We start from the raw sequence: 15552 nt of genomic DNA, 5'->3' as shown, positions 1-15552 counted from the left end.
TCGGCACCACCGCCGTCAAGAGCCAGCTCCTCGTCGGCACCGCCACCATCACCGCCCAGATCCAGGAGTAACAACCCAGTAGTACCGCGTCACCATCTCAGGACGGATGTCGCGCTCGAAGCCCCACAGGGCCCGAGTGCGACATCCGTCCTGTTTTGTCGACGGGCGAACTCGCCGACACCCACCACTGGCAAGAACCCCCGAACTTTCGCTACCGTCAACGGATGACGATCACCGTTGATCTCGCCACCCTCGGCCACCGCATCCGGCACTTCCGCACCGCACGCGGCCTCACGCTCGGTGCCCTCGGGGCCCAGGTGGGTGCAGCACCCAGCCAGCTCTCGCTCATCGAGAACGGCAAGCGCGAGCCCCGCCTCAGTCTCCTTACCGACATCGCCGCGCGCCTCGGCATCGAGGTGGCCGACCTCCTGGTCGACGAGGCGCCGGACCGCCGCTCCCGGCTCGAGCTCGAAGTCGCCCGCCTCCAGGCCGGGCAGCTCTACGCCTCGCTCGGGCTCCCCACCGTGAAGCCCACCTCGGGCACGCCAGACGAGACCCTCGCCGCCCTCGTCGGCCTGCACGAAGAGCTCCAGCGGCGAGCGCGCCTGGCGATCGCGACGCCGGAGGAGGCACGTCGGGCCAACAATCAGCTCCGCGACGTCCTCCAGGCCGAGAACAACTACCTGGGCTTCATCGAGGACCTCGCCGAGGAGACGGTCGCCAAGACCGGACACACCGGGGGAGCGCTGACCCACCGCGAGGTCACGGTGATGGCCGAACAGCTCGGCTTCAAACTGGTCTACGTGGACGATCTGCCGCACTCGGCGCGGTCGGTGACCGATCTCGCGAACGGACGGATCTACCTGCCGCCGGCGAGCATCCCCGGCGGTCACGGCCTTCGCTCGATGGCCCTCCAGGCCATGGCGCACCGACTCCTCGGCCACGAGCGTCCGGACGACTACGCCGACTTCCTCCGCCAGCGCCTGGAGATCAACTACTTCGCCGCCGCCTGTCTGATGCCGCAGCGCGACGCCGTCGCGTTCCTCCAGCGGGCCAAGGCCGACCGCGACCTCTCGATCGAGGACTTCCGCGACAGCTTCGGCACCACTCACGAGTCGGCGGCGCTCCGGTTCACCAATCTCGCGACCCAGCACCTGGGCATCCGGATGCACTTCCTGCGAGTCGGCGACGACGGGGCTCTGCAGAAGGGCTACGAGAACGACGGGCTGCCTCTGCCGACCGACGCCACCGGGGCCATCGAGGGTCAACTCGTCTGCCGCAACTGGAGCGCCCGCACCGCCTTCACGCACACGAACCGGACCACCGAGTTCTACCAGTACACCGACACCCCCGCAGGCACGTTCTGGTGCGCGACGCAGACCGGGTCGACCGACAGCGGCGGCTTCTCGATCACGGTCGGCGTGCCGTTCGACGAGGCGAAGTGGTTCCGCGGCCGCGAGACGACGGTCCGCGCGGTGTCGCGGTGCCCGGACGAGTCCTGCTGCCGTCGACCCGCAGCCGACCTCGAAGCGCGCTGGGGCGGCAACGCCTGGCCGTCCGCGCGACTGCACGCGCACATCCTCGCGCCCCTGCCCTCCGGGAGCTTCCCGGGCGTCGACGACTCCGAGGTCTACGCGTTCCTCGACCAGCACGCGACCAGCGACTGAGCGTAGTTTCCGGGCATGGACAACACATTCGACAGCAAGGTCGCCCTCGTCACCGGCGGCGGTTCCGGCATCGGCGCGGCCGTCTCGCGCCTCCTCGCCGACGGGGGAGCCTCCGTCGTCGTCTCCGACATCAGCGAGAAGGCGGCCCAGGGCGTCGTCGACGAGATCGAGAGCGCGGGAGGCACTGCGGCGGTCTTCGTGGGCGACACGTCCGACCCGTCCTCGGTCGAAGCCTCCGTCGCCTTCGCGGTAAAGACGTTCGGGGGGCTCCACCTCGCGGTCAACAACGCGGGCATCGGCGGTCCGTCGGGGCTCGCAGCCGACATCGACATCGCGGGCTGGCAAAAGGTCATCGACATCAACCTCAGCGCCGTGTTCTACGGCGTGCACTACGAGATCCCCGCGATCCTGGCTGCCGGCGGCGGATCCATCGTGAACGTGTCGAGCATCCTCGGCCTCGTGGCGGAGCCGTCCGCAGTGCCGTACACCGCGGCCAAGCACGGTGTCGCCGGGCTGACGAAGGCCGCCGCCGCGGGCTATGCCGCGCAGGGAGTACGGGTCAACTCGGTGCACCCGGGCTACATCGAGACGCCCCTGCTCGCGAACATGCCGAAGGAGGTGCACGACGGCCTCATCGCGAAGCACCCGGCCGGCCGCCTGGGCACGGCCGACGAGGTCGCCGCCGTGATCGGCTTCCTGCTCTCGGATGCCGCGTCGTTCGTCACCGGCTCGCAGTACACCATCGACGGCGGCTACACGGCGATCTGACCTCGCTCGCAGGGGCGTCCGTAGACTTGGGGCACCGCATCGAAAGAAGGCACCTCATGGCACAGCCGCACATGAACGTCGAGTCGTTCAACCTCGATCACCGCACGGTGGCAGCCCCCTACGTGCGTCTCGCCGACCACAAAGAGCTCCCGCACGGCGACGTCCTCGACAAGTACGACGTCCGCTTCACGCAGCCGAACAAAGCCCACCTCGAGATGAAGGCCGTGCACTCCATCGAGCACCTCTTCGCCGAGAAGAGCCGCAACCACTCGTCGCAGGTCATCGACTTCTCGCCGATGGGGTGCCAGACCGGCTTCTACCTGATCCTGCAGGGGGCGCCGAGCTACGACGAGGTGCTCGACCTGATCGACAAGACCATGAACGACATCCTCATGGCCGACGAGGTCCCCGCAGCCAACGAGGTGCAGTGCGGCTGGGGTGCGAACCACTCGCTCGAAGACGCTCAGGCCGCCGTCCGCACGTTCCTCGACGACCGCGCGGAATGGTCCGTCGTCTCCGCATGACGCCTCCTGAAGCCGTCGTCATCGTGGCGATGGACGACGAGTCGCTGCCGTTCCTCGAGCGGTCGGTCGACGTCTCCGAGCCGTGGAAGGTCGGAAACGCGCGCCTGCAGTCCATGACGCTGGCCGGGCATCCCATCGTCCTGGTCATGAGCGGCATCGGGCTCGTCAACGCGGCCGGAGCCACTACGACGACCCTGCTCAGCGAGGGCCTCGTCGGTTCGGCGCCGCTGGTGATCAGCGCGGGCACCGCCGGGGGAGTGGGCGAGGGGGTCCACGTCGGCGAGGTCGTCGTGGGTTCCAGCTACATCAACATCGACGCCGACGCGCGGGTCTTCGGCTACGAGCTGGGGCAGGTGCCGGGCATGCCCGCCGCCTACTTCGGCGACTCGAAGCTGCTCGAGGCCGTCCCCGCCGCCGCCGCCCTCCCCGACGGCACGCCGTTCACGGTGGCCCGCGGCCTGATGGTGTCCAGCTACGCGTTCGTCGACGCCGACCGGGTGCCCCGCATCCGCTCGGAGTTCCCCGCCGCGCGCTCCACCGACATGGAGACCGTCGCGATCGCCCAGACCAGCCACGTCTTCGGCGTGCCGTTCGTCTCCGTCCGGGGCATCTCCGACCTCTGCGGCCCGTCCGCCGACGACGACCACCTGCGGCACGTCGACGACGCCTCCGACCGGTCGGCGATCGTCGTGGTCGAGCTGCTCGACGCGCTGGCTCGCTGAGCCCCGAGCCGCGCAGGGCTGCTTTGTGCGGCCGCGTGCAGCGAGCAGACGCACGAGCGCCCCGCCTCCCTCGAAGGGAGTCGGGGCGCCGGTGCAACGGGTCCGAATGACCTACTTGAAGACGTCCTTGACGTCCTCGCCGGTCTTCTTGACGCCGGCCTTGGCCTGGTCCGCCTTGCCCTCGGCTTCGAGGGAGTCGTTGTTCGTGACCTTGCCCACGGTCTCCTTGGCCTTGCCGGCCAGGTCTTCCGCGGCGTTCTTGATCTTGTCTGCTGCGCTCATCAGGAGCCTCCAATGCGAGTGTCGGTTGGTGCTTGCTACTGGTGGGACGCACCGAGCGCTCCAATCGTCACGGAATCCCCCGAAAAAAGTCGAGACCGGGTGCGGAGCATGATGGACGCATGACGAGAACCACCGACCTCGGCCGGTTCTTCGCGCTGCTCGACGGCATGCGCGAGACGACGCCCGACGACGCCGAGTTCCTCTTCGACCCGAACACCGACGACGGGGCGCTCCGCCGCGACAACCTGCGTCGCTACCTCGATCTGCTCGGAGCGCGCGGGTCCGGCGTGATGCTCGTCGCCGAGGCTCCCGGGCATCGGGGCACGAGCGTGACGGGGGTGCCGTTCATGAGCGTGCGCGAACTCGAAGCGACCCCGGGCCTCATCACGGGAGACGAGGCGGGCGACGGGTTCCGTCGACCCGCGCATCCCACGGCCCTCTGGGAGGCTTCGTCTCGAGTGGTCTGGGCCTCGCTCGCCCGGTGGCGGGGGCCGCTGCCGGTCTCGTGGCCGATCTACCCCAACCATCCGTTCGTCGCGGGCTCGCCCCTGACGAACCGGACGCCGCGACCCGCCGAGATCCGTGCCGGGACCCCGATCGCACTGGCTCTCGCAGAGGCCTTCGGCATCGAACGGATTGTGGCGGTCGGGCGGAAGTCGCAGGGGGCGCTCGCCTCGCAGGGGGTGGCGGCGGACGCGGTGCGGCATCCCGCGCAGGGCGGTGCCCGTCAGTTCGCGGAGGGGCTCGCCGCGCTGAACGAGGCGATGGCGTGATCCACGGCACCATCGACCTGCTGCTCGCGTCGCCGACGTCCCGCTACTCCGGCCGACCCTCCGACGGCCCGCAGCCGCCGCACGCCCCCGAGCTCTTCGACCGCATCGATCTCCGCGCAGGCCTCGGCGTGGTCGGCGACCGCTATTTCAACGCCCCGGCCCACCGCCGCGCGTCGGTGACGCTGTTCGCGGTCGAGTCCCTCGACGAGGTCCGCGGGATGCTCGGCCTCACCGCTCCTCTCGACCCGGCCCTCACCCGCCGCAATGTGATCACCCGCGGTCTCGACGTCGATGCGCTCGTGGGGCGGCGCTTCTCGCTGGACTCGGGGCAGGGGCCGGTCGTGTTGCAGGGGAACCGACCCGCCCACCCCTGCGCCTGGATGGACGAGGTGCTCGCGCCCGGAGCGTTCAAAGCGTTGCGGCGGCGCGGGGGAGTGCGGTGCGAGCCGCTGTCGGACGGGGTCCTGTCGCTCGGCCCGGTGACGCTCGAGCTGCTCGAGCCTGTGCCCGCCGCCGCGACGGACGTTTGAGTGCAGACGCGGGCGGCTGAGCGCCGGACTCCAGAACACGCCGCTCATCTTCTCGGCGGCCCGCAGCTTCTGGAGTCGCGCGCGGCAGCAGTGTGCGCCGACTCCCGTTTTCGCGGCTTCAGCGGAAAGTGAGCAGCGTGTTCTGGAGTTGCCGCGGGGGCTGAACGAGGCGCGGCTTCAGCGGAGCAGCTCCAGGCGCACACGCGGACGCCTGCGGCTAGGCGAGGCCGAGCTGCTGCAGGATCCCGAGCTGGTCGGTGGAGCCCCAGCGGTCGCTCGCCTTGCCGTCGCGGAAGCCGATGACCTGCACGTTCCGCACGGTGAAGCGCTTGCCCGTCGCGGGGTGGCCCTGGAAGTCGCCCGAGTGCGTGCCCGAGAGGTCCATGATCGTGATGTATTTGGTCGGCGTGACGATCTCCTCGAGCACGTTCCGCTCGAGGTCGGTGAACGACTTGCCGAACTGCTCCCAGAACCACGCGATGCCGCCGCCGCCCGCGGGCTGGCCCTCGGCGGGGTCGTGATCGGTGAAGTCGGGGGTGAAGCGCTCTTCGACGGGCTTGTCCATGTCGCGCATCAGTTCGAGCGCGTCCAGGACGGCCTGGGCGCCTTCGGTCTTCTCGCTGGCCATAGGGGTCTCCTGCTCCGGCCGCTCGGGTGCGGCACCGCTCCTGTCTACGCGCGAGCCGGAAGCCGTCGCTCAGCCGCGGGTCGGAGCCAGCGCCTCGAAGTCGACCGCCGCCGTCTCGACGATGCCCGCCTCGCGGCCGGGCGCCGTCTGGTACTGCCAGTAGAGGTTGGTGTGCGCGACGACGAGATCGGGGGTCGGGGCCCCGTACGCGCTCAGGTCTTCGGTGGTGTGCGCGTCGGAGACGAGCGTGGCGTCGTACCCGCGCACGAACGCCCCGTGAAGCGTCGATCGGATGCAGGCGTCCGTCTGAGCCCCGGCGACGACCAGGCGCCCGACCCCCTGCGAAGCCAGCACCGCTTCGAGGTCGGTGCCTTCGAACGAATCGCCGTAGAGCTTGCGGACCACGGGCTCGCCGTCGCCGATCGTCAACTCCGGGATGTACTGCCACGCCTCACTCTCGAGGGGCAGCTCGTCGGAGGAGTGCTGCACCCACACGACCGGAACGTGGGATGCACGGGCCCGCTCGACGAGGAGTGCGATGTTCGCGACCACCGCGTCGCGCTCGTACGCCTCGGCCATGACGCCGTTCTGCACGTCGATCACGACGAGCGCCGTCTGCGGGCGATCCGTCAGAGTCGTCATAGTGCCTCCAGGTCGGTGCAGTCCTCCAGGTCGGTCGACTCGCAGCCCTGATCCGTGCTCACCGCGAGGCGACCGCCCTGGAGGGGACTTTCGCGCGACGGGTCCGGGTCGTGAATCGAACTTTACCCGCGAAACGTACCGGCGCAAACGTTTTGGTTCGGTCCCCCGCGAATCGTTATGAACGGACCGTTCCGCTCACGAGGAGAGCTGTCGATCGGCCACCTGCTGGGCGACGTCGTGGAGCTTCATGCCACGCCGACGCGCCTCCGTGCGGAGCACCTCGAAGGCCTCCTTCACGCTGATCTGGAGTTCGTTCGCGAGGGCGCCTTTGGCCTGCTCGAGCACGATTCGGCTGTCGAGCGCGGCCTGCAACTGTTCGGCCAGTCGTGCGTGCTTGGCGAGTGCATCCTGTTGGAGGATTCCGATCGTCGCCGTCTGGGCCAGGGCCCGAGCGATGTTCGACTGGTGCTCGTCGAGACGGCCGCCCTCTTTCGAGAACAGGTTCAGCGACCCGATCGTGGTCCCCCGCACGCGGAGGGGGACGGCGTGGGCGGAGACGAAGCCGGCTGCGATAGCGGTGGCGCAGAACGCCGGCCACTCCTCGGCGCGGTGGGCGATGTCGTCGACGTCGACGACCTGCCCCGTGCGGAAGGCGTCGAAACAGGGGCCCTCGCTCGTGCCGAGCTGGGCATCTTCGACCGCCTTGCTGTTCTCGCCGGTGGACGCGACGACGTGGAGTTCGCCTGCGGCATCGGCCAGGAGGATGCCGGCTGCGCAGGCCCCGGTGAACTGCACGGCGGCGTCGACAAGGAGAGTGAGAGTGTCGATGACTCCGTGGCCGTCTTCGAGAGTGTCGGCCAGAGCCACGAATACGTCGGCAAGCTGCTTTTCGCGCCAGTCCCCGTCGGTCATGCTCCGAATTTACCGAATTACCTCGGGCACGATCGACTTCGGACAAGGGGTTGAAAGGCGGCAGTTCGCTTCGTGGCCAGACGAGCTTGGTCGGTTCGGCGACGAGTGTTTGACTTCTGGCACCGGCACAGCGGACCGAAGACATCGGGCGACGAGCCGGGGGTGGGGCGGTGCAGGAGTGAGCGGCACGTCCCCCGACCCCGGCTCCGAGTCCGACTGGGTCGACACGACCTGGGCGGAGTTCTTCGGCCCGCTCGACCCCGCCCTGCTCTTCGAATGCACGGCGACGATCCACGGTCGGCAGAACGCCGTGTTCGTCTACCCGCACGAGATCGTCGTCGAGGGGCCCGAGATCGCCGAACACCGGCGGAGCATCCCCCTCGCCGAGGTCGCCCGGTGGTGGCTCGTCGACGAGCCGGGGGCCGTCGTGGTGACCTTCCGCAACGGGCACGACTCGGCGGCTCGAGTGCCCAGGGTCTTCCGGCCCGCCCTCGAAACCGCTCTCGGCAAGGTCCTCGGACCACCCCGCTATCCAGAGGACGCATTCTCAGGAGCATCCGAGGCGGAGTCCGTGTCAAGATCAGCCCGTGTCGATCGATAATGACCCGTTCATCCACTCCGAGATCGCCGGTCGCGACCTCGACCAGGCGCGGGCCATGTACGAGGAGAGCTACAACGGCGCCGGCTTCACCACCGAGCTGACCGACACCGACTTCGCGTACCGCTACACGATCACCGGCGACAACGAGATGACCCTGCGGTCGTCGATGTTCCTCGGCTCGGTGCAGGGGGCCATCCAGCCGGAGAACGAGTACGTCGTCTCGTGGATCACAGGGGGCGCGGGCGTGTACGACGTCGGCGGCGACGAGCTGCCACTCCAGATCGGCAAGCCCGCCATGTTCCCGACCGGCAAGCAGTTCGCCTTCGAGTTCACCGACTACCGCCAGAACCTGGTCCACTTCAATGCCGGATACCTCGAGCGCATCGCCGCCGAAGAAGAGGGCACTCTGCCCGGCGGCCTCACCTTCGACCACACCGCGATCCCCGACGACGAGGCCCTGCGGCAGTGGCGCAACACCATCGCGCGCGTCGCGAAGACCGTGCTGACCGGCGAGACCACCACGCTCGCCCGCGCCGAGGTCAACCGCGAGGCCGCCGCGAGCCTCCTGCGCACGTTCAAGCACGCCGGGCCGCCGCTGCCCGAGGCCCTGCTCGCTCCCCGGAACGCCCGCCTGCGGCACGCCGTCGAGTTCATGCACTCGCACGCTCACCTGCCGATCACTCCGACCGAGATCGCCGACGACGCGGGCCTCAGCCTCCGCGGCCTCCAGGTCGCCTTCAGCCGGCACCTCGACGTCACGCCGACCGACTACCTCCGCGGCATCCGCTACGAGCGGGCCCGCGACGACCTGCGCAACCTCGGGCCCCGCGACACCACCGTGGCGGCCATCGCGGCCCGGTGGGGCTTCGCGCATCCCGGCCGGTTCGCCACCGGGTACGCGAGGCGGTTCGGCGAGAGCCCCTCGGTCACACTGCAGCGCTGAGCGGGGCGGGGCCGGGGGAGCGCGCAACGTCTGGGTCGCCGGGTGACCGGCCCCGTGCATCCCCGATCTCGCCGCACTATGCTGTGCTGGTCATGTCCGATCATGACCAGCACGCGCCCTGGGTGGCGGAGGTGGAGGCGACACGATGGCACCGCAGCACATCGTCGACGGGGCCGTTCCGAAGCACGAGCAGCTCCGGCAGATCCTCGGGGGGCTCATCACCGGCGGCCTGCAGCCGGGCGCCGCGATCCCCTCCGAGCGGCAGCTCATCACCGACTACGGGGTGAGCCGTATCACCGTGCGCGAGGCCGTCGGCCAGCTCGTCAACGAGGGCCGGCTGACCCGGGTGCGCGGCAAGGGCACCTTCGTGGCGCACCGGCCCGTGCAGTCCACCCTCCACCTCGCGTCGTTCACCGAAGAGATGCGAGGCCTCGGCCACGTGCCCACCACCATCGTGCTGGTCCGCACAGAAGAGGGTCTGCCCGAGGCGACGGCTGCCGCCTTGAATCGAGCGCGGGATGCCCGGGGCTACCACGTCAAGCGGCTCCGGCTTGCCGACGGCGTCCCGATCTCGATCGACGACGCCTGGTTCGCCGCCGACGCGTTCCCCGGGCTCCTCGAGCACGACCTGGCCGGCTCGATCTACTCGCTGGCCGCCGACCACTACCGCGACCCCATCGTGCGCGCGCACCAGACGGTGGCCGCCGAGGCCGCTCCGGACGACGTCGCGACCCTGCTCGGCACCCGGACCCACTCGCCGGTGCTGCTGTTCGACCGCGTCTCGTACACAGCCGACCGACCCGTGGAGCACACGGTGAGCTGGTACCGCAGCGACCGCTACCGGGTGCAGATGGAGGTGACTGCGGGCACCTAACCCGCGCTGGCGGTTACGGTTGTTGATCGGTCAGACGGCGTAGAGCTCGTCGCCCTCGGCGACCTCGCGGCCGACGGAGCCCTGGGCGACCGAGCCGGGCGCCGAGCCGAGGATCAGCACCGGGCACACGGCGGAGTACCCCGCCGCGGCGATGGCCACCGGGTCGAACCGGACAACCGCATCGCCCGCTTTCACGGCGGAGCCCTCCTCGACGAGCAGCTCGAAGCCGGCTCCCGCGAGCTTGACGGTGTCGATGCCGACATGGACGAGCAGCTCGGTGCCGTCGTCGCCCAGCATCGCGAACGCATGCGGGTGCAGCTTGACGATGATGCCGGCCAGCGGGGCGACCGCCGTCACCGAGGTGGCGTCGGCCGGCGGTACGACGGCCACCCCGGCCCCCACGAGTTCTTGAGCGAAGACGGGATCGGGCACGTCGGCGAGCGCGACGACGCGACCGGCGAAGGGCGTGAGGACGCTCGTCACAGCAGGTCGTCGATGTCTTGGGCGAGGTTGTCGGCCTCCGGCCCCACGATGACCTGGATTCCCGTGCCGATCGCGACGACCGCGATCGCGCCGGCGGCCTTGAGTGCCGCCTGATCGACGAGGCCCGGGTCGACGACCTCGGTGCGGAGGCGGGTGATGCAGCCCTCGACCTCCTCGATGTTGTCGGCGCCGCCGAGGGCCGCGATGATGTCTTCCGCTTTCGACATGTTTCCTCCTGGTTTCGTTTCGCACGATCCGGTTGACACGAGCGTGAGGCTCGGTCGAGACTGACCACTGGTCATGACCGGACAGGACCGCGACCGTTCCCTGGACAGTACTCGGGCAGCGCGTCTCGCTCAAGCCCGGAGCTCCACCCAACGACGAGAGGATCCACCATGAGCACCACAGTCGAGTCGAGCACGGAGGCGGTCGCCCAGCCGCCGAAGAAGCAGAGTCGGGCGTTCGCGAACCTGCAACGCCTCGGCCGCAGCCTCATGCTCCCCATCGCGGTCCTCCCGGCCGCGGGCATCCTGCTCCGCCTCGGCCAGACGGACCTGCTCGGGGCGATCCCCGGCTTCGGCCAGTGGGCGGCGGTCATCTCCGCCGCGGGCAACGGCGTGTTCACCTGGCTGCCGCTGATCTTCGCCGTCGGTATCGCGATCGGCTGGGCGAAGAAGTCCGACGGCTCGACCGCCCTCGCCGCGGTCGTCGGCTACATGGTCGTCTACACGGTGTTCCAGGCCATGTCGCCGATCGTGCTCGGCACCAAGGCGAACGCCGCGGGCACCGTGCCGACCATCAACTTCGGGGTGCTCGGCGGCATCGTCATGGGCCTCGTCTCGGCCGTCCTCTGGCAGCGCTTCCACCGCACGAAGCTGCCCGACTTCATCGGCTTCTTCTCCGGTCGGCGCCTGGTGCCGATCCTCACCGCCGTGTCGGGTCTCATCATCGGCATTGCCATGGCCTACGTCTACATCCCGTTCAACGCGGCGATCACCTGGATCGGCGAGACCGCGGCGACCAACTCGGTCGTCGGCGGTGGCATCTACGGCCTCGCGAACCGCCTCCTCATTCCCACGGGTCTCCACCAGATCCTCAACTCGGTCGTCTGGTTCATCGTCGGCGACTACAAGGGCGCCCACGGCGACCTGAACCGCTTCTTCGCCGGCGACCCGCACGCGGGCATCTTCATGACCGGCTTCTTCCCGATCATGATGTTCGGCCTGCCGGGCGCCGCCCTCGCGATCTGGCGCACCGCGAACCCCAAGCGCCGCAAGCTCATCGGCGGCATCATGCTCTCGGCAGCCCTGACCTCGTTCGTCACCGGCATCACCGAGCCGCTCGAGTACTCGTTCATGTTCGTCGCGTGGCCGCTCTACATCATCCACGCGGTGCTCACCGGCACGTCGTTGGCCCTGGTGAACGCCCTCGGAATCCACGACGGCTTCACGTTCTCCGCCGGAGCGATCGACTACGTGTTGAACTTCGGCAAGGCGCAGAAGGCCATCTGGCTGATCCCGATCGGCATCGGGTACGGGTTGATCTACTACTTCCTGTTCACGTTCGTGATCAAACGCTGGAACCTCCGCACCCCGGGCCGCGAACCCGAGGGCGAGAGCGCCGAGTCGGTCGAAGAGGCGACCAAGGCCTGAGACGGGGGATGCGCGGCGGCGGCCTCGTCGGCTGCCGCGCTCTCGCCTCGTTCCTGAGGCCCGGCCTCTGCCCCTCGCCCTTCCGCCCCCGACCCTCGGCCCCCGGCCCCCGGCCCCCGGCCCTCGACCTTCCGCCCGGCCCCCCGTCGAATCGGCACGATCCCCCCGTCGGGCAGGAGGGCTTCCGCCGATTCTGAGGGGGCCACCGCCTCACCCCCGTCGAAACGGCACGATCCCCCCGACTGGCAGTGGGGCCTCCGCCGATTCTTCGGGGGCGGCGGGCGGGGGATGCACGGCGGCGGCCAGCTAGCCTCGGGCTATGACGCCTGCGCCCGAGCACACCTTCCGCGGTCTCGAGTTGGGCGACCTCGGCCGGGTCTTCCGGGCCGAGGCCGCCTACATGCAGCAGTTCGAGCCGGAGTCGTTCGAGAAGTGGCTGCACGCCGCCGACCGCCAGCTCGACCTCTGGACCTCGAACGCCGACCGCGCCCGCGTGCTCCTCGTCGACGGCGCCTTCGCCGGCTACGAGCTCTGGACCGCCACCCCGGACGGCGCCACCCTCGTCACCATCAACGTCGACGAGGCGTTCCGGGGGAAGGGCCTCGGCCGCGCCCTCCTCGACCGGTTCACGCGGGATGCCCGGGCCGCCGGCCACCGGAGGCTCCACCTCGGCGTCCACACGACGAACCCCGCCGGCAGGCTGTACCTGGGGGCGGGGTTCGAGGTCACGGGCACCGACGGCGACTACGTGCTGATGGCGAAGTCGCTGGGCTGAGGCCGTGAAGAGGATGCGCCTCCCGGTTCGGGCCGGGAGGCGCATCCCCCGCTTGTGCGGGTCTTTCCGGGGCGCTGGTTACGCGGCGACGGTCTCGCTGGTCGCGGCGACGAGCTTGTCGACGACGTCGGCGAGCTGGCCGACGACCTCGGCGTCGTCCTTCGGGTGGGTCTCGGCGAAGCGCACGACGGATCCGGGGATCGAGAGCTTCACGTCGTCGAGCACCTTGGCGCCGGTGATGCCGAAGGCCTTGCGGGTCTCGTCCTGAGCCCACACGCCGCCGAACTGGCCGAACGCGGAGCCGATGACGGCGAGGGGCTTGCCGACGATGGTGGACTCGCCGAAGGGACGCGAGGCCCAGTCGATGGCGTTCTTGAGGCTCGCGGGAATCGTGCCATTGTGCTCGGGGGTGATCACGAGGATCGCGTCGGAGTCGGCGATCGCCGAGCGGAGCTTGGCGGCGCCCTCGGGAACGGAGCCCTCGACGTCGATGTCCTCGTTGTAGAACGGGATGTGGCCGAGGCCCTCGTGGATGGTCAGCGTGACGCCCTCGGGGGCGATCTGCGCGGCGGCCTCGGCGAGCTGGCGGTTGGTGCTGGCGGCGCGAAGGCTGCCGACGAGGACGAGGATCGAGGAATCGGACATGGTTCTCCTTGTGTGACGTGTGAGGCGGGCCGACTGATCGCCGGCGCAAAAGTAGATACAAACGCATAAGCATCGGCGGGCTCCAGGTATTCCCGTCTTTTCTCGGGCGCCGCGGTCTTGTTCTCGGGAACCGCGGTCTCATCCCGGGGCGCCGCGGTCTTGTCCCGGACGCACCGCCGACCGTAGGGTGGCCCGATGACGACGACGGTCAGGGAGTTCCAGGTCACGTTCGACTGCGCGGATCCCGCGCGGGTGTCGCAGTTCTGGTGCGCGGCACTGGGCTACGTCCTGCCCTCGCCCCCGCCGGGCTTCGAGTCGTGGGACGCGTTCGAGGCCGGCCTCCCCGTCGAACAGCGGGGCTCCGCGTCCGCCTGCCAGGACCCGAACGGTGTCGGTCCGCGCCTGTTCTTCCAACGCGTGCCGGAGGGCAAGGTGGTCAAGAACCGGGTGCACCTCGACATCCGCGTGGGCACCGGGCTGACGGGGGATGCACGGCTCGCCGCCCTCGAGGCCGAAGGTTCTCGCCTGCAGGAGCTCGGCGCGACCCGCTTCCGACTCCTGCCCGCCGACGGCATCAACGAGTCCTGCCTCGTGATGCAGGACGTCGAGGGCAACGAGTTCTGCCTGGACTGAGCTGCGGCACAGGCCCTCGCTTGCGGCGAGCGATCTAGTCCGCGGACTGGATCGTATGCCGCAAGCGAGGTGCCGGACGCTGAGGGCGGGACGCAGCGGGCACGACGCAGCACGACACAATGGGGGGATGACGGCGGAGAGCGGGGCACGCGGGGGCTCCCGGGGCGGCGAGACCCCGGCCGGGGCATCCCCCGCTCGCGTCACCATGGAGGACGTGGCCCGCCGCGCCGGAGTCTCCCGCTCGCTCGTGTCGATCGCCTACCGCGGCGTGCCCGGGGTCAGCGACGAGACCCGGGACGCGATCTTCGAGGCGGCCCGAGCCATCGGCTACACCCCGAACTCGATCGCGTCGCGCCTGGCCAGCCGCAACCGCGAGTCGGTCGGCTTCTACCTGCTCGACCTCCGCAACAGCGTCTACGTGGACGTGTTCGACGGCGTGCGCGAGGTCACCGGCGAGCGCGGCACCACCGTGGTCCTCGGCGTGGGGGAGACCCACGGCTCGGAAGACCGCGCCGGCCTCACCGCCCTGATGAGCTCGCAGGCCGACGTCATCATCGCCACCGGTCTGCTGCTGCCCGACGCCGAGATCCTCGAGCTCTCGCGCCAGCGACCGCTCGTCAGCGTCACGCGGCAGGTGCCCGGGGTCGACAGCGTCTCGTCCGACGACGAGGCGGGCGCCACCCTCGTCACCGAACACCTCCTCGCCCTCGGACACCGCCGGATCGCCCACCTCGCCGCCCCCGACATCGGCGGCCGCTCCCCTCGCGCGGACGCCTACGCTCGCACGATGCGAAAGGCGGGGCTGGAACCGAGGATGCTCACCGCCGGCTTCACACAAAGCTCAGCCTCGGCCGCGGCACGCTCCCTCCTGTCCTCCCCTGCCCCCGGCGAGCGTCCGACGGCGATCTTCGCCACCAACGACGTCACGGCCCTCGGTGTGATCGAGGCCGCCCACGAGCTGGGGCTGCGCATCCCCCGCGACCTGTCCGTCGCCGGGTACGACGACACGGCCGCCGCCGCCCTCGCGCCCATCTCGTTGACGTCGGTCGATCAGGATGCGCGGTCCCTCGGTCGTCTCGCGGCCTCCGCGGCGTTCGCCCGCCTGGCCTCGCCTTCGGCCCCGGTGGTCGCGCGGGTGCAGCAGCCGACCCTGCGCCCCCGGCGTTCGACGGCGCCGCCGCCCTCGGCGGCCTGACTGCGGCTGCGCTCTGCCCCGGCGTTGCGGGGGCCCGGCCCCGGTCCGCGTTCCCGTTCCCGTTCCCGTTCCCACGTTTCAGGGCTGCACGCGCACCCCCGTCCCGCGGAGCCGCACCCCGGCCCCGCACAAGCGCACCCCGGCCCCGCACACGCGCACCCCTGCCCCGCGGAGCCGCACCCCGGCGGCACGTCCCGCCCCCTCGTCGACCAGGGGTCCGGTGCGGCGAGAGGGGTGCAGGTCACGGCAGCCCGGGCGCGCCAACGCAGGGCCCCGCCGCACGACCCCGCCGCGACGAACCAA

General features: G+C 70.2%; 20 protein-coding genes. 13 read left to right on the top strand and 7 right to left on the bottom strand.

The annotated features are described in order from the left end of the window. Positions 1-224 precede the first annotated feature (224 nt). Genes ABEA39_RS10980 through mtnN form a run of 4 tightly spaced genes read left to right on the top strand, consistent with a single transcriptional unit; the run spans position 225 to position 3681 of the window. Entirely contained in the window at positions 225-1667 is a 1443-nt protein-coding gene (locus tag ABEA39_RS10980; RefSeq protein ID WP_345375900.1) for a helix-turn-helix domain-containing protein, read from the top strand. Between the two features lie 15 nt (positions 1668-1682). Continuing rightward, positions 1683-2435, top strand: coding sequence for an SDR family NAD(P)-dependent oxidoreductase (locus tag ABEA39_RS10975; RefSeq protein WP_345375899.1), 753 nt, complete (start codon positions 1683-1685; stop codon positions 2433-2435). Positions 2436-2491: 56 nt separating this feature from the next. Next, positions 2492-2959, top strand: coding sequence for an S-ribosylhomocysteine lyase (locus ABEA39_RS10970; RefSeq protein WP_345375898.1), 468 nt, complete (start codon positions 2492-2494; stop codon positions 2957-2959). After that, the gene (mtnN, locus tag ABEA39_RS10965) at positions 2956-3681 is read left to right on the top strand and encodes a 5'-methylthioadenosine/S-adenosylhomocysteine nucleosidase (RefSeq protein WP_345375897.1); all 726 of its coding nucleotides are present in this window, start codon (positions 2956-2958) and stop codon (positions 3679-3681) included. Before ABEA39_RS10970 ends, mtnN begins: the two co-directional genes overlap by 4 nt. A gap of 111 nt (positions 3682-3792) precedes the next feature. Here mtnN and ABEA39_RS10960 read toward each other — a convergent pair whose 3' ends face one another. Continuing rightward, positions 3793-3963, bottom strand: coding sequence for a CsbD family protein (locus ABEA39_RS10960; RefSeq protein WP_345375896.1), 171 nt, complete (start codon positions 3961-3963; stop codon positions 3793-3795). Between the two features lie 119 nt (positions 3964-4082). On the opposite strand from ABEA39_RS10960, the gene ABEA39_RS10955 reads away from it, so the two are divergent. Further along, complete coding sequence (locus ABEA39_RS10955) at positions 4083-4736, top strand: uracil-DNA glycosylase (protein ID WP_345375895.1); 654 nt, start codon at positions 4083-4085, stop codon at positions 4734-4736. Then, the gene (locus ABEA39_RS10950; protein ID WP_345375894.1) at positions 4733-5266 is read left to right on the top strand and encodes an MOSC domain-containing protein; all 534 of its coding nucleotides are present in this window, start codon (positions 4733-4735) and stop codon (positions 5264-5266) included. Before ABEA39_RS10955 ends, ABEA39_RS10950 begins: the two co-directional genes overlap by 4 nt. A 217-nt stretch (positions 5267-5483) precedes the next feature. On the opposite strand, the gene ABEA39_RS10945 is transcribed toward ABEA39_RS10950, so the two are convergent. The 3 genes from ABEA39_RS10945 to ABEA39_RS10935 all read right to left on the bottom strand — a co-directional run bounded on the left by ABEA39_RS10945 (position 5484) and on the right by ABEA39_RS10935 (position 7448). Then, positions 5484-5894 (bottom strand): ester cyclase, encoded by a 411-nt coding sequence (locus ABEA39_RS10945; protein ID WP_345375893.1) that lies wholly within the window; start codon positions 5892-5894, stop codon positions 5484-5486. A gap of 69 nt (positions 5895-5963) precedes the next feature. Next, positions 5964-6536: a cysteine hydrolase family protein gene (locus tag ABEA39_RS10940; protein WP_345375892.1), complete on the bottom strand. Its 573-nt coding sequence runs from the start codon at positions 6534-6536 to the stop codon at positions 5964-5966. A gap of 195 nt (positions 6537-6731) precedes the next feature. Continuing rightward, positions 6732-7448, bottom strand: coding sequence for a GAF and ANTAR domain-containing protein (locus ABEA39_RS10935; protein WP_345375891.1), 717 nt, complete (start codon positions 7446-7448; stop codon positions 6732-6734). A 178-nt stretch (positions 7449-7626) separates the two neighbouring features. On the opposite strand from ABEA39_RS10935, the gene ABEA39_RS10930 reads away from it, so the two are divergent. From ABEA39_RS10930 to ABEA39_RS10920, 3 genes are all read left to right on the top strand, one after another. Next, positions 7627-8049 carry a hypothetical protein gene (locus ABEA39_RS10930; protein WP_345375890.1) on the top strand — a complete coding sequence of 141 codons (423 nt, stop codon included), beginning with the start codon at positions 7627-7629 and terminating at the stop codon, positions 8047-8049. Next, positions 8036-8992, top strand: a complete 957-nt coding sequence (locus ABEA39_RS10925; RefSeq protein WP_345375889.1) for a helix-turn-helix transcriptional regulator — start codon at positions 8036-8038, stop codon at positions 8990-8992. Before ABEA39_RS10930 ends, ABEA39_RS10925 begins: the two co-directional genes overlap by 14 nt. A 145-nt stretch (positions 8993-9137) precedes the next feature. Then, on the top strand, positions 9138-9866 hold the full coding sequence (locus ABEA39_RS10920) for a GntR family transcriptional regulator (RefSeq protein WP_345375888.1): 729 nt from the start codon (positions 9138-9140) through the stop codon (positions 9864-9866). A gap of 30 nt (positions 9867-9896) precedes the next feature. Here ABEA39_RS10920 and ABEA39_RS10915 read toward each other — a convergent pair whose 3' ends face one another. Next, on the bottom strand, positions 9897-10349 hold the full coding sequence (locus ABEA39_RS10915) for a PTS sugar transporter subunit IIA (protein ID WP_345375887.1): 453 nt from the start codon (positions 10347-10349) through the stop codon (positions 9897-9899). Continuing rightward, positions 10346-10576: a PTS transporter subunit EIIB gene (locus ABEA39_RS10910; protein ID WP_345375886.1), complete on the bottom strand. Its 231-nt coding sequence runs from the start codon at positions 10574-10576 to the stop codon at positions 10346-10348. The genes ABEA39_RS10915 and ABEA39_RS10910 overlap by 4 nt, the downstream gene beginning before the upstream one ends. 168 nt (positions 10577-10744) lie before the next feature. Here ABEA39_RS10910 and ABEA39_RS10905 point away from each other — a divergent pair, with 168 nt between their 5' ends. Both ABEA39_RS10905 and ABEA39_RS10900 read left to right on the top strand, forming a co-directional pair. Beyond that, positions 10745-12001 carry a PTS transporter subunit EIIC gene (locus ABEA39_RS10905; protein ID WP_345375885.1) on the top strand — a complete coding sequence of 419 codons (1257 nt, stop codon included), beginning with the start codon at positions 10745-10747 and terminating at the stop codon, positions 11999-12001. 319 nt (positions 12002-12320) lie between these two features. Beyond that, positions 12321-12776 carry a GNAT family N-acetyltransferase gene (locus tag ABEA39_RS10900; RefSeq protein ID WP_345375884.1) on the top strand — a complete coding sequence of 152 codons (456 nt, stop codon included), beginning with the start codon at positions 12321-12323 and terminating at the stop codon, positions 12774-12776. A 78-nt stretch (positions 12777-12854) separates the two neighbouring features. Here the strand turns inward: ABEA39_RS10900 and ABEA39_RS10895 are convergent, their stop codons facing one another. Beyond that, positions 12855-13421, bottom strand: a complete 567-nt coding sequence (locus ABEA39_RS10895; protein ID WP_345375883.1) for an NAD(P)H-dependent oxidoreductase — start codon at positions 13419-13421, stop codon at positions 12855-12857. A 195-nt stretch (positions 13422-13616) separates the two neighbouring features. On the opposite strand from ABEA39_RS10895, the gene ABEA39_RS10890 reads away from it, so the two are divergent. Continuing rightward, positions 13617-14054 (top strand): VOC family protein, encoded by a 438-nt coding sequence (locus ABEA39_RS10890; RefSeq protein ID WP_345375882.1) that lies wholly within the window; start codon positions 13617-13619, stop codon positions 14052-14054. 127 nt (positions 14055-14181) lie between these two features. Then, entirely contained in the window at positions 14182-15249 is a 1068-nt protein-coding gene (locus ABEA39_RS10885; RefSeq protein ID WP_345375881.1) for a LacI family DNA-binding transcriptional regulator, read from the top strand. Positions 15250-15552: the final 303 nt, after the last annotated feature.

Origin of the sequence: Frondihabitans cladoniiphilus (genome assembly GCF_039544345.1) — a bacterium.
In the GTDB taxonomy this organism is placed as follows: domain Bacteria; phylum Actinomycetota; class Actinomycetes; order Actinomycetales; family Microbacteriaceae; genus Frondihabitans; species Frondihabitans cladoniiphilus.
This window is presented reverse-complemented; position numbering and strand designations above follow the sequence as displayed.